Genomic DNA, 13,891 nt, shown 5'->3' with positions numbered 1-13,891 from the left:
TGTGTGCGACACATGCGTTTCAAGTGTTATTGACCGTCGCGAGCATACCGCAAGCCAGGGGGCGTGCGCAATTATTGGATCGGGCCTGCTGAGTGCCGGTGGCTCTCAGAACAAGGCATGAGGAACGCTATTGGCGTGCTAAATAAGCGACGTCAGGCCTTGAGCAGTATCCAGAGCAGCCCCAGCGCGCTGATGCTGATGCCGATAATATCCGGGATTCCCAAAGCAACCGCTTGCCACCAGACAAACAGACCACCGACGCCCATCAGACTGGCGAGAATATGATGGCGTTTTTGCTGGTTCTGATACTCCAACGCTTGCCGCAGCGCGACGATTTCCCGTTGCAGTTGTTGCTGGTTTTCGTCCATATGGTTGATTCGGGTCAGGGCGCCATGAATCAATCCCGGCATTTTTGGGGCTTTTTCGATCCAGGTTGGCAGCTGGCGCTTGAGTTCCTGTAGCGCCGCTTTTGGGCCAAAGCGGTCACGCACCCAACGCTCCAGGTAAGGTTTGGCAGTACTCCACAAGTCCAGTTGTGGATAAAGCTGACGGCCCAGACCTTCGATATTGAGCAGGGTTTTTTGCAATAAAACCAGTTGTGGCTGCACTTCCATGTTAAAGCGCCGGGCGGTACTGAATAGCTGGATCAGTACCTGACCAAAGGAAATCTCTGCCAGCGGCTTTTCGAAAATGGGTTCGCAGACACTGCGAATCGCTGCGGCCAGATCGTGTACCTTGGTGGTGGCAGGCACCCAGCCGGAATCAACGTGTAGCTGGGCGACCTGATAATAATCCTGATTAAAAAAGGCCAGCAGGTTCATGGCGAGGTAATGCTGGTCTTCATCCGTCAGGCTGCCGACGATGCCGCAGTCGATGCCGATATATTGGGGTGATTCCGGGTGCTCGCGAGAGACAAAGATATTGCCAGGGTGCATATCGGCATGGAAAAAGCTGTCGCGGAAGACCTGGGTAAAAAAGATCTCGACACCACGCTCGGCGAGCAATTTCATATTGGTGCCCTGGGCGCGCAGTTCTTCGATATTGGCGACGGGAATACCGTAGATGCGTTCGCTGACCATAACCTTGGGGCGGGTGTAATCCCAGTAAACCTCAGGAATATAGAGGTAATCGGAACCGGCAAAATTACGTCGCAGCTGGGTGGCGTTGGAGGCTTCGATTTTCAGGTTCAGTTCGCCATAAATGGTGTGGCGATAATCATCCACTATTTCCATCGGTTTCAGGCGGCGGGCGTCAGCGGAGTAGGCCACCGCCAGACGGGCCATGGTTTCCAGCAACTGCAAGTCCCGCTCTATCGTGTGTTCGATTTTGGGTCGCACGACTTTGACCACCACGTCCTTGCCATTGTGCAACTTGGCGGTATGTACCTGGGCGATGGACGCCGATGCCAGTGGCGTGGATGAAAATTCGGCAAACAGCTGCTCCACCGATTGGCCCAGTTGAGCCTCGATCAGGGCAATCGCCTGATCTTCCGGAAACGGCGGCACCTTGTCTTGCAGGCGTTTGAGTTCCTGCACGATATCTTCTGGCACCAGATCCGGTCGGGTTGAGAGGATCTGACCAAACTTGATAAAAATGGGGCCGAGGGCTTCAAGCGCCAGGCGCAGACGAGCCCCGCGACTGAGATTGGATGGCACCGGGCTTAGTCGCCATGGCGCAATCCATAACAAGACGCGTAAACCTGGCGGCAGGTGCTGCAGCGGGATCAGGCTGTCGAGGCGGTATTTGGTGAAGACAAACAGGATTTTCCATAAACGCCAGAGTCGCGACACGGTTTATACCTCTCCCACGTGTGGCTGAGCGCTGCCGTTGGTGCCATTCGCTGCCGCCGCCGCTTCCAACTGCTGGATGCGTGCCGCCACCCGGTCGGCGGCCAGTGTTAACTGGTCGATCTGGTCGGCGCTGTCATTCATTTCTGCCTGGGATACAACCAGCCCGGCTTCATCGACGGCGTAATCATGGGCGGCAGTGGCAAAGGTCTTGCCGGTTGATTTACCCCAGTTCATCAGGCTACGAATGCCTTCGCCGAGCTGGTGGGCGATCAGGCCGCCGGTGACCGGGCTGAGCATGGCTTCCCAGTCGATATCGAGTTGATCAAGCAGGCCACTGACTGCCATGGCCAGTTCGGTGTCGCCCTCAAGCGCCAGCGAACCCGACATCAGCGCGCTGGCCTTGTTGCTGGCGCGGGCTAAGGCGACAAAGTCAGGCAAGGTGCCAGTCAGGGTGACATCGGCCAGCGTCACATCGGCTGTTGCCATGTCGTCTTTAGCGGGGTCGAGGCGGGTCATGCCCAGCTGCACACCACGGTCGAGTATGCGTACAGAGAGCGTTCCGGTTCCGGTGCAGCGGATATGTATCAAACGGCCGTTATGGCGCTCCAGCTGTTGCAGGGTCGCGGGATCATATTTGAGAGCATGATTGATCGCCGCTTCCCATGGTAGGCACAGGGCGTGAGTGAGTTCTGCTGGCAGAAAAAACATCAGGGCTTGATTCCCCGGTGCAGCGCGACGACGCCACTGGTCAGATTATGGTAGGAACAGCGTACCAGACCGGCGGTCTCCATCATGCCTTTAAGGGTTTCCTGATCCGGGTGCATACGAATGGATTCCGCCAGATACCGATAGCTTTCTGCATCATTGGTAACCAGCTTGCCCATAAACGGCAAGGCCGAGAAAGAGTAAAGGTCGTACGCTTTGCTCATCAGCGGGTTGGTCGGTTTGGAGAATTCCAGTACCAGCAGGCGTCCGCCGGGTTTTAATACCCGTGCCATCGAAGCCAGTGCGGCATCCTTGTCGGTGACGTTACGTAAACCAAAGGCGATGGTGACGACATCGAAGCTGTTGTCTTCAAACGGCAGGCATTCGGCATTGGCCTGTACGTATTCAATATTGCCAACATAACCCTGATCGGTCAGACGGTCGCGGCCGACATTGAGCATGGACGAATTGATGTCTGCCAGTACTACCTTGCCCTGGGGGCCGACAATCCGGGCGAATTTTTTGGTCAGGTCACCGGTGCCTCCGGCCAGGTCAAGCACCTGGTTGCCAGGACGAACACCGCTCATCTCAATGGTGATGCGTTTCCACAGGCGATGCACCCCGAACGACATCAGGTCGTTCATCAGATCGTACTTGGCGGCCACCGAGTGAAAGACATCGGCCACCATCGCCTGTTTTTCGTCGGTAGCGACGGTTTTATAGCCAAAATGGGTGGTTTTTTGATCCGGCCGTTGTTGCGACATTGGGCACCTCCAAACGTGGTCGGCCATTTTAGCCATGCGCGCGGCGAAAGTCTTGCGCTGTGCCCGTTTGTGGCACAGCGCTATTAAATCGGTAAGTGGTTCAGTTAAACCGGTGAGTAGTTATCGGAGCGACTGATCCAGTCGAGGGCATCGGTCAGGGTTGGTGCAAAGTGCAATTGCTCCGAGTTGCGGATCGTTCCGGCCCGCGCCAGGGTTTTTAACGGTTGAAACTGCAGGTCGGCCAGTACCAGCTGCACCGCATGCTGCTGACATTGCTCAATAAAGCGGTCGAGTGCGGCCAGGCCCCCGGCATCCAGCAGGGTGACGGCATCCATATACAGTACCAGGCCGCAGATTTTATCCGTCTTGGTCGGCAGCGGGTTGTTGCTGTGTTCCAGCGCGGTCAGTAGTTCACCAAACAAACGGTCGGCAGCGGCAAAAAACAGTGGCCCGTTGATTTTATAAACGCGCCAGCCCGGCGGCAGTGGCGCAGGAATCAGCCGGCTATGGTCGCTGATATCGACACAGCGTGTCATGGCGGCCACATTCTGTACAAACAGCAGCGCTGCCAACACAATACCGACAGCAATGGCGATGACCATATCGAACAGCACCGTGAGGGAAAAACAGGTAATCAGAACCAGAATATCGGAGCGCGGAGCGGTGCGAATAAAGTGAACCAGTTTAGGGGCTTCGGAAATATTCCAGGCCACCATCAAGAGTAACGCTGCCATGGCCGCCATCGGCAAGTGAGCCAGAACGGGTGCCAGCAGGAGCAGGCCGATCATCACCACAATGGCGTGGGTCACTGCGGCCAGTGGTGAACTGGCTCCCGCGCGGAAATTGGCCGCCGAACGGGCAATCGCTGCGGTGGCGGTAATGCCTCCAAAAAAAGGCACCAGCATGTTACCTAATCCCTGACCCAGCAGTTCACTGTTGGCGCTGTGGCGGGTCTGGGTCATACCATCCAGCACCACGGCACAGAGCAAGGATTCGATAGCACCCAGCATGGCGATGGAAAACGCCGCTGGCAGTAAGGCTTGCACCATGGCCCAGTTCCATTGTGGCACTTGGCCGTTGGCATCCGCGACCTGCCATGGCCAGGCGAACTCGGGCCAGAAGGGAGGAATTCCCTGACCGGCGGAGCCATCTGGCCAGGTAAAACTGAAGCGGGAGCCGATGCTGGCAATGTCATACCCGGCCGCTTGCAGTAACAGGGCAACGCCAGTACCGGCCAGCAGTGCCGGAAGATGTGCGGGAAATCGGCGGCCGAGGCGATGCCAGCCGAGCAATACCGTCAGCGTTACCGCGCCGGTCACCAGGCTGGGCCAGTGCGTTTGGCCAAGGCTGGTCACCAACATGGTGGCCTTTTGCCAATAGTGGCCAGACAACGGCCCCAGGCCGAGGCCGAGCAGATCGTCTATTTGCAGGGTGGCAATTACAACGGCGATACCGGCAGTAAAGCCGAGGGTGACGGCTTCGGGAATGTATTCAATCAGGCGGCCAAGACGCGCCAGCGCCATGGCGATAAGAATCACCCCGGACATCAGCGTTGCCATCAGCAAGCCACCAAGGCCAAATTGCTGGGCAATCGGCAGCAGAATTACCACGAAAGCCGCTGTCGGGCCGGAAACACTGAAACGGGAACCGCCAGCCAGGGCAATCACCAGACCGGCGATCATGGCGGTGTACAAGCCGTGTTGCGGCGCGACACCGCTGGCAATAGCAAGGGCCATGGACAGCGGGATGGCGATAATACCTACGGTCAAGCCCGCAGTCAGATCCCCTGTCAGTTGCGGCAGACGATAAGGGCGTTCAAAACAGGTCTGACGCAGGGCATCGCCCAATCGCAGCGAAAACAGAAATGCACGATGTGGCACGGCGACTCTCCGGCAGCAATGGGGTACGCAGTATAACGCCGGTGCTGCCGGTTTGGGTGAACGAAAGTCAAGTATTCAGGGAATCGTTGATCTGCTGCCCGTGAGGTTCCGGCCCGGTATGCCCAACGAGTGCATACCGGGCCGTCGGCTCACATGCCCATTGCCAAGCCGTGCGGCATGCCGGTGAGGGCCGCGAGCTGGCCAATGACCATGATTTGCAGTACCTGGATCAGCAGGAAAGCAATAATCGGTGACAGATCCAGACCACCAAGATTGGGCATGGCATTACGTATCGGCCGGATAGCAGGCTCGATAATCTGGTTAATCAGAATCAATGCCGGGTTGTAGCTGTTGGGGGCAATCCAGGAGGCGATGACGATGATCACCAAGCCCCAGAAATAAATATTAAGCCACAGCGACATCAAACCAATCACTGCCCATACCAGCAGGTAACCCCAAGGCAACGAAAATTGGCCAGCGACCAGCAAGATAGCGATCATCAACAGCAGCTGGGCGAGATAGGCCAGTACCAGTGATGCGATATCCAGCCCACCAAAACCGGGAATAACCCGCCGCAGCGGAATCAGTAACGGATTGGAAAAGCGCAGAATAAATTGTGAAATCGGATTATAAAAATCCGCTCGTACCAGCTGCAGTAAAAAACGCAGCAAAAAAACCAGCAATACCATACTGCCGATGGTGTTCACCAGCAGCATACCAACTTGTGACAGGGGAGACATGCTTACTCCATTTGTTGCTTGAAAACTGCAATTATAGTCTTGTCAGGAAAAGCGCTGTTATTCGCTCAGTTCCCGGTTCATTTCTGCCGCCCGCTCTTGGGCTGCCGACATGGCCGCCTGCACGATGTCACGAATATGAGCGCCTTCAAAGGTGAATATTGCCCGCTCCGTGGTGCCTCCAGGCGAGGTGACCCGGCGGCGTAATTCGGCGGGGCCAACATCTGACTGCGATGCCATCATACCGGCACCCAGGGCCGTTTGTACGGTCAGGGCACGGGCGGTGTCTTCACTCAGACCCAAGCGGGTTGCGGCGGCGATCATCGCTTCCATCATCAGGAAGTAATAGGCCGGGCCGCTGCCTGAGAGTGCGGTGACGATGTCGAGTTCCTGCTCGTCTTTTAACCACACGGTGGATCCCGTTGCCTGCAGCAGGCGATCGGCACCGTTACGCTGGTTGATGCTGACCCCGTCACTGGCGATCAGTCCGGTGGCACCGGCTCCGAGCAACGCTGGAGTGTTGGGCATACAACGGACGATGGCGTTGCAGCCACTCCACTGTGACAGGTTACTGAGGGTAATACCGGCGGCGATCGACACCAGCAACGGCTGTCGCGTCTTGAGGGTTTCCCGCAGTGGTTGCAGAACGCCTTTCATCATTTGTGGCTTGACTGCCAGAATCACGGTATCAGCGTTACGAATTGCTTCCAGGTTGTCGGCAAAGGTCTGGATGCCAAAAGTGTTGGCCAGTGTCTGACGCTTGTCTTCGCCAGGATCACTGACCTGGATCAGCTGGGCAGACAGGTCCCCCTGGCGCAGCAGACCACCAATAATGGCGGTTGCCATGTTGCCACCACCAATAAATGCAATTTGAGTCATAGGGAATCCTTGTTGTTATCGTGAGCGTCAACGTCAGGCCACACCCGGCTGTTCGTTACGTGCACCAAAAATATCAGTGCCGATCCGTACCTGGGTTGCGCCATGGCGGACTGCCAGTTCCAGGTCATTCGACATACCCATCGACAGTGTGTCGATCGTCGGGTACTGCTGTTGCAAGTCTTCAAATAATAGCCGCATCTGTTGAAACTGGCCGACCAATATCGACTCGTGTTCGCTGGCTTCCGGGATGCACATCAGCCCGCGCAGCTGCAAGCGGGGCAGCGAGTCTACCATAGCGGCCAGTTGGGCGACCGCTGCGGGTGCCAGGCCAGCCTTTTGTGGCTCGGCACTGATGTTTACCTGAATCAGGACATTCAATGGCGCTAAATGATCTGGCCGTTGTTCGTTCAGGCGCTGGGCGATCTTGTCGCGATCCAGTGTCTCCATCCACTGGAAATGTTCGGCGACGGCGCGAGTTTTATTGGACTGCAGTGGCCCGATAAAATGCCATTCGATATCGGCCAGCCCGGCCAGGGCGGTGATTTTTTCGACGGCATCCTGCAAGTAGTTTTCTCCGAAGCGGCGCTGCCCCTGCTGGTAACATTCCTGCACCATACTGGCAGGCTTGGTTTTGCTAACCGCCAGCAGGGTAACTTCTTCGCTTGCCCGGCCACTGTTCTGGCAGGCTTGCCGGATACGTTGACAGACGTTCTGGTAGTGTTCAGCAAGTGTAGACATTAGTGACACTTTGGTTAGGATGAGTGGTCTTTCAGAGTGTTGAATACTCTGGCATATGACAATCATATAAAAGGTTGATCCATGCCGTCACCTGGCTCATATATCAGCTGTACGAATATTGTGTTGCGCCGACAGAGGAGAACAGGCGATGGATATTACCGAATTGCTGGCATTCAGTGCCAAACAAGGCGCTTCGGATTTGCATTTGTCGGCGGGCTTGCCCCCAATGATTCGTGTTGATGGCGATGTCCGCCGGATAAACGTTCCGGCGCTGGCTCATAAAGAGGTGCACTCGCTGGTGTACGACATTATGAACGATAAACAGCGCAAGGATTTCGAAGAATATCTCGAAACCGATTTTTCCTTCGAAGTGCCCGGCGTCGCCCGTTTTCGTGTCAACGCCTTTAACCAGAATCGCGGTGCCGGTGCGGTATTCCGGACGATTCCATCCAAGGTGCTGAACATGGATCAGCTGGGTATGGGCGAGGTGTTCAAGGATCTGGCTAATATACCGCGTGGTATTGTGCTGGTGACCGGGCCAACCGGTTCTGGCAAGTCGACGACGCTGGCGGCCATCATCGACTATATCAACGACACCAAACACGACCACATCCTGACCATTGAAGATCCGATCGAATTTGTGCACGAGTCAAAAAAGAGCCTGATTAACCAGCGCGAAGTACACCGTGACACTCTGGGTTTTAACGAATCCCTGCGCTCTGCCTTGCGGGAAGACCCGGATGTGATTCTGGTGGGCGAGATGCGAGACCTGGAAACTATTCGGCTGGCGCTGACGGCGGCAGAAACCGGTCACGTGGTGTTTGGCACATTGCACACCACCTCGGCGGCCAAGACCATCGACCGGATCGTCGACGTTTTTCCGGCCGAAGAAAAATCGATGGTACGTTCGATGCTGTCGGAGTCCCTGCAGGGGGTCATTTCCCAGACCTTGCTGAAGCGGGTTGGTGGTGGCCGGGTAGCGGCCCACGAAATCATGATTGGTACACCGGCGATTCGTAACCTGATTCGTGAAGACAAGGTGGCGCAAATGTATTCGTCGATCCAGACCGGTGCAGCCTACGGCATGATTACCATGGATCAGTCGCTCAAGACGTTGCTGGCCCGTGGTCTTATTTCTCGCGAAGCGGCGCGGGAAAAAGCCAAAAATCCGGATTCTTTCTAGGCCGGTGTATTTCGACGCAATGGAGTAAGCAGTCATGTCGATGGACAAGTTTCTACGATTGATGGTCGATAAAGGCGCATCGGATCTGTTTATTACAGCCGGTGTAGCGCCATCAATGAAGGTGAATGGCCAGATTTTACCGCTGGGTAAATCGCCGCTGGCGGCGGAGCAAACGCGGGATATCGTGCTCGGGTTGATGAACAGCAAGCAGCAGGATGAGTTTGAAAGCACCAAGGAACTGAATTTTGCCATTAATGCCCGAGGCATCGGGCGTTTTCGCGCCAGTGCGTTTTATCAGCGTAACGTCGCGGGCATGGTGCTGCGGCGAATCGAGACCCGGATTCCGGGTGTTGACCAGCTTGGCTTGCCCGATATCATCAAGGAACTGGCGATGACCAAGCGTGGCCTGATCCTGTTTGTCGGCGCGACAGGAACGGGCAAATCGACGTCGCTGGCGGCGATGATTGGTCATCGTAATCGTAACAGCAAGGGCCATATTCTCAGCATTGAAGACCCGATTGAATATATCCATCAGCATGACGGCTGCATCATCACCCAGCGTGAGGTCGGCCTTGATACCGCCAGTTTTGAGGTGGCGCTGAAGAACTGTCTGCGTCAGGCACCGGATGTCATCATGATTGGCGAGGTACGTTCACCGGATATTATGGAGAGTGCAGTGACCTTTGCCGAGACGGGTCACTTGTGTCTGGCAACGTTACACGCCAACAACGCCAACCAGGCGCTGGAACGGGTGATTCACTTTTTTCCGCCGGAACGGCATGGCCAGGTCTGGATGGATTTATCGCTTAATCTGAAGGCGATTGTTGCCCAGCAACTGATACCGACGCCGGATGGCCGTTCGCGTCGGGCGGTGATTGAAGTACTGATCAACTCACCACTGGCATCGGATCTGATTCGTAAGGGTGATGTACACGCGCTCAAGCCATTGATGAAAAAATCCAACGAGATGGGGATGCAGACCTTTGATCAGGCCTTGTATCAATTGTATGAGCAAGGCGAAATCACCTATGAAGATGCGCTGGCGCATGCGGATTCACCCAACGATCTGCGACTGATGATCAAGCTGGCATCGGAAACCGATGCGGAGCATCTGGTTGGCATGAGCAAGAGTTTCAAACTCGAAAACTAGGGGCGTTCTCAATTATTTGACACGGCCTGTCAGGAGGATATATCCCGTCAGGCAAGGTATTCGCTGTCACCACGATAGATCGTGGCGTTCTGGACAGGGGGTATTGATTATTGGCTGTATTCGATACCGGATACCCAGGCACCGCCAAACAGGCCGTTAAATACAATACGGCCAGGATCCTGTCCCGCCGCTCCGGCAATCACCATCATTGGTATCAGGTGTTCTTCACGCGGATGAACCAGACGTGCGTTGGGTGCCGAGACCCAGTCTGACAGTTTGCGCTCTCGTTCCTCAGGGGTTTTCAGCGCGATCTCTTGCAGCCATTCGTCAAACGGTTTGGACAGTTGTTTGCAGGCCGGTGTGCGCAGCTGACGCAGATTGTGGAACGACATGCCGCTGCCAATGATCAGAATCCCTTCCTCTCGTAAGGGCTGCAACGCCTGGCCAATTTGAATGTGCTGGGCCGGGTTCATGCTACGCAGCATCGACATTTGCAGCACTGGAATGTCCGCATCTGGAAACATCACTTTCAGTGGTACAAAAGTACCGTGATCATAACCGCGCTGGTCGTCGGCATCGGTGGCAAAGCCCGCTTTATGGAGCAATTCGGCAACCCGTGGGGCGAGCTGTGGATAACCGGGGGCTGGCCACTGGATGTCGTAGGATTCGGGTGGAAAATTGTAATAGTCATACAGCATGGGGGGATGAGGTGACGTTCCCAAGGTGATAACCGGTGCTTCCCAGTGTGCAGAAATGACCAGCAAGGCTTTGGGCCGTTGGGGCAGGGTATCGGGGTAGCGCCGCAGAAACTGGCTCAGGGCGCGCATTTCATCGTCGCCGAATCGCCCGTGCAGATCCACAAATGGCCATGGGCCTCCGCCATGGGGAATAAAAACCGTGGGCATTTTGACCGGCGACATACTGAGCTCCAGCGAATAATTCTGAGGAAAAGCGGGTAGTGCGAAAGCAGTGGCCCGAAAGTCCTGTCAGTTTACTCATAGCCAGCGTGGGACAGAATCCCGATAGCTGGTGAACTCTGTTCCAAAACGCTCTGCCAGTCGCTGTTCTTCCGGTTCGATCTGGAAGCGATTGAGGTAATAAACAAATATCGGCAGCAGCAGCAGCGGCAGTACGTGGGTGAGGTAAATCGCCCAGCCTGCGAGGTTGAGCAGCAGACCAACGTACATGGGGTTACGGGTATGGCGGTAAATGCCGGTTTTGACCAGACGGGAAGTTTTTTCCGGCGTCATCGGGTTGATAGTGGTGCGGCGGCGGATAAAACTGGTCAGTGCCATCAGATCCAACCCCAGCCCGGCAGTCACACAGCATCCCACCAGAATTTTGTCCATCAGGCCAAGCTGGGCCAGAGTGGGCAGGTTCGGGGAAATCAGCCACATAAGCAGTCCGATGAGCATGGCCACCAGTGGCGGGGGAATCAGTAATTCCAGTCGTTTCAAGCGTTGTCGTCCTTTTGGTCAGGGCAAGGGTGCGTCAGGCTGACCGCAATGTATTGTGACGAATTAACGTGACGGGTTATGGTAACGAATCCGGCATCTCAAGGTCATTCCACTTCTGTAGGGCTTGCGTGTCGCTGTGGCGGGCTTCGACCCAGCGTTCCGATACGTCTGCTCCGCTTGCGGCGGTGAGGGTTTCCTTTTTCCAGAAGGGAGCCTGGCTTTTGAGAAAATCCATAATAAAAGCGGCAGCATCAAAGGCGTTTTGACGATGCGGACTGGAGACGCCGACAAAAACAATCTGGTCTTCGATATCCAGCGCGCCAATCCGGTGAATCAGCCGCACACGCCCCAATGACCAGCGCGCTCGGGCAGCGCTGACGATGTCGGACAAGGCGCGTTCAGTCATGCTGGGATAGTGCTCCAGAAACAGACGGGATATGGAATCGTGCTGATTCAGCTCACGTACCCGACCAACAAAAAAGACCACGGCACCGTCGTTGCGATTAGTCTGGCAGAGCTGCTGGTATTCTTCGGCAACAGTAAAGTCGTCAGTTTGTACCTTGATCACGTCCATGCTCAACCTCCCGTCATGGGTGGAAACAGCGCCACTTCGTCACCGTTGTGAATAACGGCGGTTTCATCATTGATTAAGGACTGATTGATGGCGACCAGGGCCTGTCCGGCTGCCAGAGAGTCTGCGTGCTCGGCAAACTGTTGTTGCAACGCCTGTCGCAGGTCATGCACGGTGGCAGGCGTTGACAGCGTCAGGTTGACGACCGGTGCGCCGAGCTGATCGCGCAAGCGGGCGAATAACAACACTTGAATCATGATGCCTCCGGCGCTGCGGTAGTGTCGGCTTGCCAGTGGCCGGTTTTACCGCCAAGTTTTTCCAGCACCCGGATACCGCCAAGTGTCATGCCTGGGTCGACGGCCTTACACATATCAAACAGCGTCAGGGCTGCTACCGTCACGGCGGTCAGGGCTTCCATTTCCACACCGGTTTGGCCGCTGAGTTTGCAGTAGCTGGTGATACGAATCCGGGTATGATCGGGCTGTGGTTCAAATTCAACGGCGACCTTGCTCAGCATTAAGGGGTGGCAAAGGGGAATCAGCTGGCTGGTTTGTTTGGCTGCCTGGATCCCGGCGATACGGGCAACGGCAAACACGTCGCCCTTGTGGTGGTCTCCTGCCAGGATCTTGGCCAGGGTGGCCGGCAACATGTTGACGAAACCCTCGGCGCGGGCTTCACGGGTGGTCGGCAGTTTGTTGCTGACATCGACCATATTGGCTTCGCCGCGCGCGTTAACGTGGGAAAACTCTTCCGAGTGTTCCGACGGGTCAGATATTGTTTCAGACGTAGTTCCAGAGGTAGTTCCAGACATAGTCCCAGGCGTAGCGTTAGACATGGAGTGATGGCCTCAAACGTATCAGCCGCGACTATCGCACAGCTGATTGGCGGTATTTTTCAGCCGCAGTACAAAATTGCAGGGCTTGAAGCGGCTGTCCAACTGGCTGGCAATGATCTCGTCCCAGGCAGTACGGCAGGCGTTGGTGGAACCGGGCATACAGAAAATCAGTGTACCGTTGGCCAGTCCGGCAACGGCACGGCTCTGGATCGTGGAGGTGCCGATTTGCTGGTAGGAAATATGCCGGAACAATTCCCCAAAGCCGTCGATGGTCTGGTCAAACAACGGGATCATGGCGTCTGGTGTGGTGTCGCGCTCGGTGAAGCCGGTGCCGCCAGTTATCAGCACCACCTGGGTCGTGGTATCCGCAATCCAGCCTGAGACGGTGGCTCGTAGCTGGTACTTGTCGTCGATAACAATACGCTTGTCCGCCAGCTGGTGGCCAGCTTCGGTCAGTTGGCTGACCAGCAGTTGGCCGCTGGTGTCGTTCTCTTCTGTGCGGCTGTCGGAAACCGTCAGTACGGCAATATTCAGTGCTATAAATTGATCAGTAAAGGTTTTGGACATTGGAATTACTCACGTTCAATAACTGTAGGGGTGGCGCTGACCTGTTGGCTGGCGAGCCATTCTTCATGGGTATTGGTATTGGTCAGTGCTGTGGAATTGGCGGGCTGGAGCGATAAGGCCTGGCAATAGCTCAGTAGTCCTCGAATGGATTTATCGGCGGTTGCCAGTGTCAGTTGATCTTCCAGATACTGCCGGATTCGGGTTGATAACGGCAGGTAGAGCGGCAGATATTCCTGCAGGAAGTAGACGGCGCGATCGTCGGCGTCGCCAATATTCAGCAGGTAGCGCAGGGTGGCCAGATCCATCAGTGGCAAGTCGACCGGCATGACCAGTAAGGCCTCTGCTTGCGGGCAGGCTTTGGCAATGCTGAAAATGCCCGCCAGCGGGCCATCGTGATACTCGTCATTGATGTCGCTAATGACCAAATGCTGCAGGTCAGCGGGTGTTTGCAGGGTGATATGGCGGCTGATAAACAGCTGCTCCAGCCCGAGTTGCTGCATCAGGGCAACCTGGTGGTGTAGCAAACTGGTGTGGCCCCTGGCGGGTAGCATCGCCTTGTCTTGTCCCATTCGACGGGAGGCGCCTCCTGCCAGAATCACCCCGGTTGTTACTCTCGCTGTCATATCGCCTCCGCA

At 55.9% G+C, this 13,891-nt stretch carries 16 protein-coding genes; 2 read left to right on the top strand and 14 right to left on the bottom strand.

The window, feature by feature from the left end; all coding sequences use genetic code 11:
* Positions 1 to 152: 152 nt before the first annotated feature.
* From ubiB to SOJ49_RS18610, 7 genes are all read right to left on the bottom strand, one after another.
* The gene (ubiB, locus tag SOJ49_RS18640; RefSeq protein ID WP_369855987.1) at positions 153 to 1,790 is read right to left on the bottom strand and encodes a ubiquinone biosynthesis regulatory protein kinase UbiB; all 1,638 of its coding nucleotides are present in this window, start codon (positions 1,788 to 1,790) and stop codon (positions 153 to 155) included.
* Between the two features lie 3 nt (positions 1,791 to 1,793).
* Complete coding sequence (locus SOJ49_RS18635; RefSeq protein WP_369855986.1) at positions 1,794 to 2,498, bottom strand: SCP2 domain-containing protein; 705 nt, start codon at positions 2,496 to 2,498, stop codon at positions 1,794 to 1,796.
* A complete protein-coding gene (gene ubiE, locus SOJ49_RS18630; RefSeq protein WP_369855985.1) occupies positions 2,498 to 3,259 on the bottom strand; it encodes a bifunctional demethylmenaquinone methyltransferase/2-methoxy-6-polyprenyl-1,4-benzoquinol methylase UbiE in 762 nt (253 codons plus the stop codon). Before ubiE ends, SOJ49_RS18635 begins: the two co-directional genes overlap by 1 nt.
* A 104-nt stretch (positions 3,260 to 3,363) precedes the next feature.
* The gene (gene dauA, locus SOJ49_RS18625) at positions 3,364 to 5,139 is read right to left on the bottom strand and encodes a C4-dicarboxylic acid transporter DauA (RefSeq protein WP_369855984.1); all 1,776 of its coding nucleotides are present in this window, start codon (positions 5,137 to 5,139) and stop codon (positions 3,364 to 3,366) included.
* Positions 5,140 to 5,288: 149 nt separating this feature from the next.
* A complete protein-coding gene (locus tag SOJ49_RS18620; protein WP_369855983.1) occupies positions 5,289 to 5,879 on the bottom strand; it encodes a YggT family protein in 591 nt (196 codons plus the stop codon).
* A gap of 57 nt (positions 5,880 to 5,936) precedes the next feature.
* A complete protein-coding gene (proC, locus tag SOJ49_RS18615; RefSeq protein WP_369855982.1) occupies positions 5,937 to 6,755 on the bottom strand; it encodes a pyrroline-5-carboxylate reductase in 819 nt (272 codons plus the stop codon).
* Positions 6,756 to 6,788: 33 nt separating this feature from the next.
* Positions 6,789 to 7,493, bottom strand: coding sequence for a YggS family pyridoxal phosphate-dependent enzyme (locus tag SOJ49_RS18610; RefSeq protein ID WP_369855981.1), 705 nt, complete (start codon positions 7,491 to 7,493; stop codon positions 6,789 to 6,791).
* 148 nt (positions 7,494 to 7,641) lie between these two features.
* On the opposite strand from SOJ49_RS18610, the gene SOJ49_RS18605 reads away from it, so the two are divergent.
* Complete coding sequence (locus tag SOJ49_RS18605; RefSeq protein WP_369855980.1) at positions 7,642 to 8,676, top strand: type IV pilus twitching motility protein PilT; 1,035 nt, start codon at positions 7,642 to 7,644, stop codon at positions 8,674 to 8,676.
* 34 nt (positions 8,677 to 8,710) lie between these two features.
* Positions 8,711 to 9,826 (top strand): PilT/PilU family type 4a pilus ATPase, encoded by a 1,116-nt coding sequence (locus tag SOJ49_RS18600; protein ID WP_369855979.1) that lies wholly within the window; start codon positions 8,711 to 8,713, stop codon positions 9,824 to 9,826.
* A gap of 107 nt (positions 9,827 to 9,933) precedes the next feature.
* On the opposite strand, the gene SOJ49_RS18595 is transcribed toward SOJ49_RS18600, so the two are convergent.
* The 7 genes from SOJ49_RS18595 to SOJ49_RS18565 form a co-directional block, all read right to left on the bottom strand.
* Positions 9,934 to 10,746, bottom strand: coding sequence for a class III extradiol ring-cleavage dioxygenase (locus SOJ49_RS18595; protein WP_369855978.1), 813 nt, complete (start codon positions 10,744 to 10,746; stop codon positions 9,934 to 9,936).
* A 75-nt stretch (positions 10,747 to 10,821) separates the two neighbouring features.
* On the bottom strand, positions 10,822 to 11,283 hold the full coding sequence (locus tag SOJ49_RS18590) for an isoprenylcysteine carboxylmethyltransferase family protein (RefSeq protein WP_369855977.1): 462 nt from the start codon (positions 11,281 to 11,283) through the stop codon (positions 10,822 to 10,824).
* A 76-nt stretch (positions 11,284 to 11,359) separates the two neighbouring features.
* Positions 11,360 to 11,857 (bottom strand): molybdopterin synthase catalytic subunit MoaE, encoded by a 498-nt coding sequence (moaE, locus tag SOJ49_RS18585; RefSeq protein ID WP_369855976.1) that lies wholly within the window; start codon positions 11,855 to 11,857, stop codon positions 11,360 to 11,362.
* A 2-nt stretch (positions 11,858 to 11,859) separates the two neighbouring features.
* Positions 11,860 to 12,111 carry a MoaD/ThiS family protein gene (locus SOJ49_RS18580; RefSeq protein ID WP_369855975.1) on the bottom strand — a complete coding sequence of 84 codons (252 nt, stop codon included), beginning with the start codon at positions 12,109 to 12,111 and terminating at the stop codon, positions 11,860 to 11,862.
* A complete protein-coding gene (gene moaC / locus SOJ49_RS18575; protein ID WP_369858087.1) occupies positions 12,108 to 12,566 on the bottom strand; it encodes a cyclic pyranopterin monophosphate synthase MoaC in 459 nt (152 codons plus the stop codon). Before moaC ends, SOJ49_RS18580 begins: the two co-directional genes overlap by 4 nt.
* Before the next feature lie 144 nt (positions 12,567 to 12,710).
* Positions 12,711 to 13,256: a molybdenum cofactor biosynthesis protein B gene (moaB, locus tag SOJ49_RS18570; RefSeq protein ID WP_369855974.1), complete on the bottom strand. Its 546-nt coding sequence runs from the start codon at positions 13,254 to 13,256 to the stop codon at positions 12,711 to 12,713.
* 5 nt (positions 13,257 to 13,261) lie between these two features.
* A complete protein-coding gene (locus SOJ49_RS18565) occupies positions 13,262 to 13,879 on the bottom strand; it encodes a molybdenum cofactor guanylyltransferase (RefSeq protein WP_369855973.1) in 618 nt (205 codons plus the stop codon).
* Positions 13,880 to 13,891 lie beyond the last annotated feature (12 nt).

The organism is Candidatus Thalassolituus haligoni, from assembly GCF_041222825.1.
Taxonomy (GTDB): domain Bacteria; phylum Pseudomonadota; class Gammaproteobacteria; order Pseudomonadales; family Oceanobacteraceae; genus Oceanobacter; species Oceanobacter antarcticus.
The sequence above is the reverse complement of the archived record's forward strand: the minus strand, read 5'-3'. Positions and strand labels throughout refer to the sequence as shown.

Excerpts from the sequence above, each read along its gene's own strand:
- SOJ49_RS18635 (WP_369855986.1), bottom strand. The coding sequence starts at position 2,498 with ATGTTTTTTCTGCCAGCAGAACTCACTCACGCCCTGTGCCTACCATGG.
- ubiE (WP_369855985.1), bottom strand. The coding sequence starts at position 3,259 with ATGTCGCAACAACGGCCGGATCAAAAAACCACCCATTTTGGCTATAAA.
- SOJ49_RS18620 (WP_369855983.1), bottom strand. The coding sequence starts at position 5,879 with ATGTCTCCCCTGTCACAAGTTGGTATGCTGCTGGTGAACACCATCGGC.
- proC (WP_369855982.1), bottom strand. The coding sequence starts at position 6,755 with ATGACTCAAATTGCATTTATTGGTGGTGGCAACATGGCAACCGCCATT.
- SOJ49_RS18610 (WP_369855981.1), bottom strand. The coding sequence starts at position 7,493 with ATGTCTACACTTGCTGAACACTACCAGAACGTCTGTCAACGTATCCGG.
- SOJ49_RS18605 (WP_369855980.1), top strand. The coding sequence starts at position 7,642 with ATGGATATTACCGAATTGCTGGCATTCAGTGCCAAACAAGGCGCTTCG.
- SOJ49_RS18600 (WP_369855979.1), top strand. The coding sequence starts at position 8,711 with ATGTCGATGGACAAGTTTCTACGATTGATGGTCGATAAAGGCGCATCG.
- SOJ49_RS18595 (WP_369855978.1), bottom strand. The coding sequence starts at position 10,746 with ATGTCGCCGGTCAAAATGCCCACGGTTTTTATTCCCCATGGCGGAGGC.
- moaE (WP_369855976.1), bottom strand. The coding sequence starts at position 11,857 with ATGGACGTGATCAAGGTACAAACTGACGACTTTACTGTTGCCGAAGAA.
- SOJ49_RS18580 (WP_369855975.1), bottom strand. The coding sequence starts at position 12,111 with ATGATTCAAGTGTTGTTATTCGCCCGCTTGCGCGATCAGCTCGGCGCA.
- moaC (WP_369858087.1), bottom strand. The coding sequence starts at position 12,566 with ATGGTCGATGTCAGCAACAAACTGCCGACCACCCGTGAAGCCCGCGCC.
- moaB (WP_369855974.1), bottom strand. The coding sequence starts at position 13,256 with ATGTCCAAAACCTTTACTGATCAATTTATAGCACTGAATATTGCCGTA.
- SOJ49_RS18565 (WP_369855973.1), bottom strand. The coding sequence starts at position 13,879 with ATGACAGCGAGAGTAACAACCGGGGTGATTCTGGCAGGAGGCGCCTCC.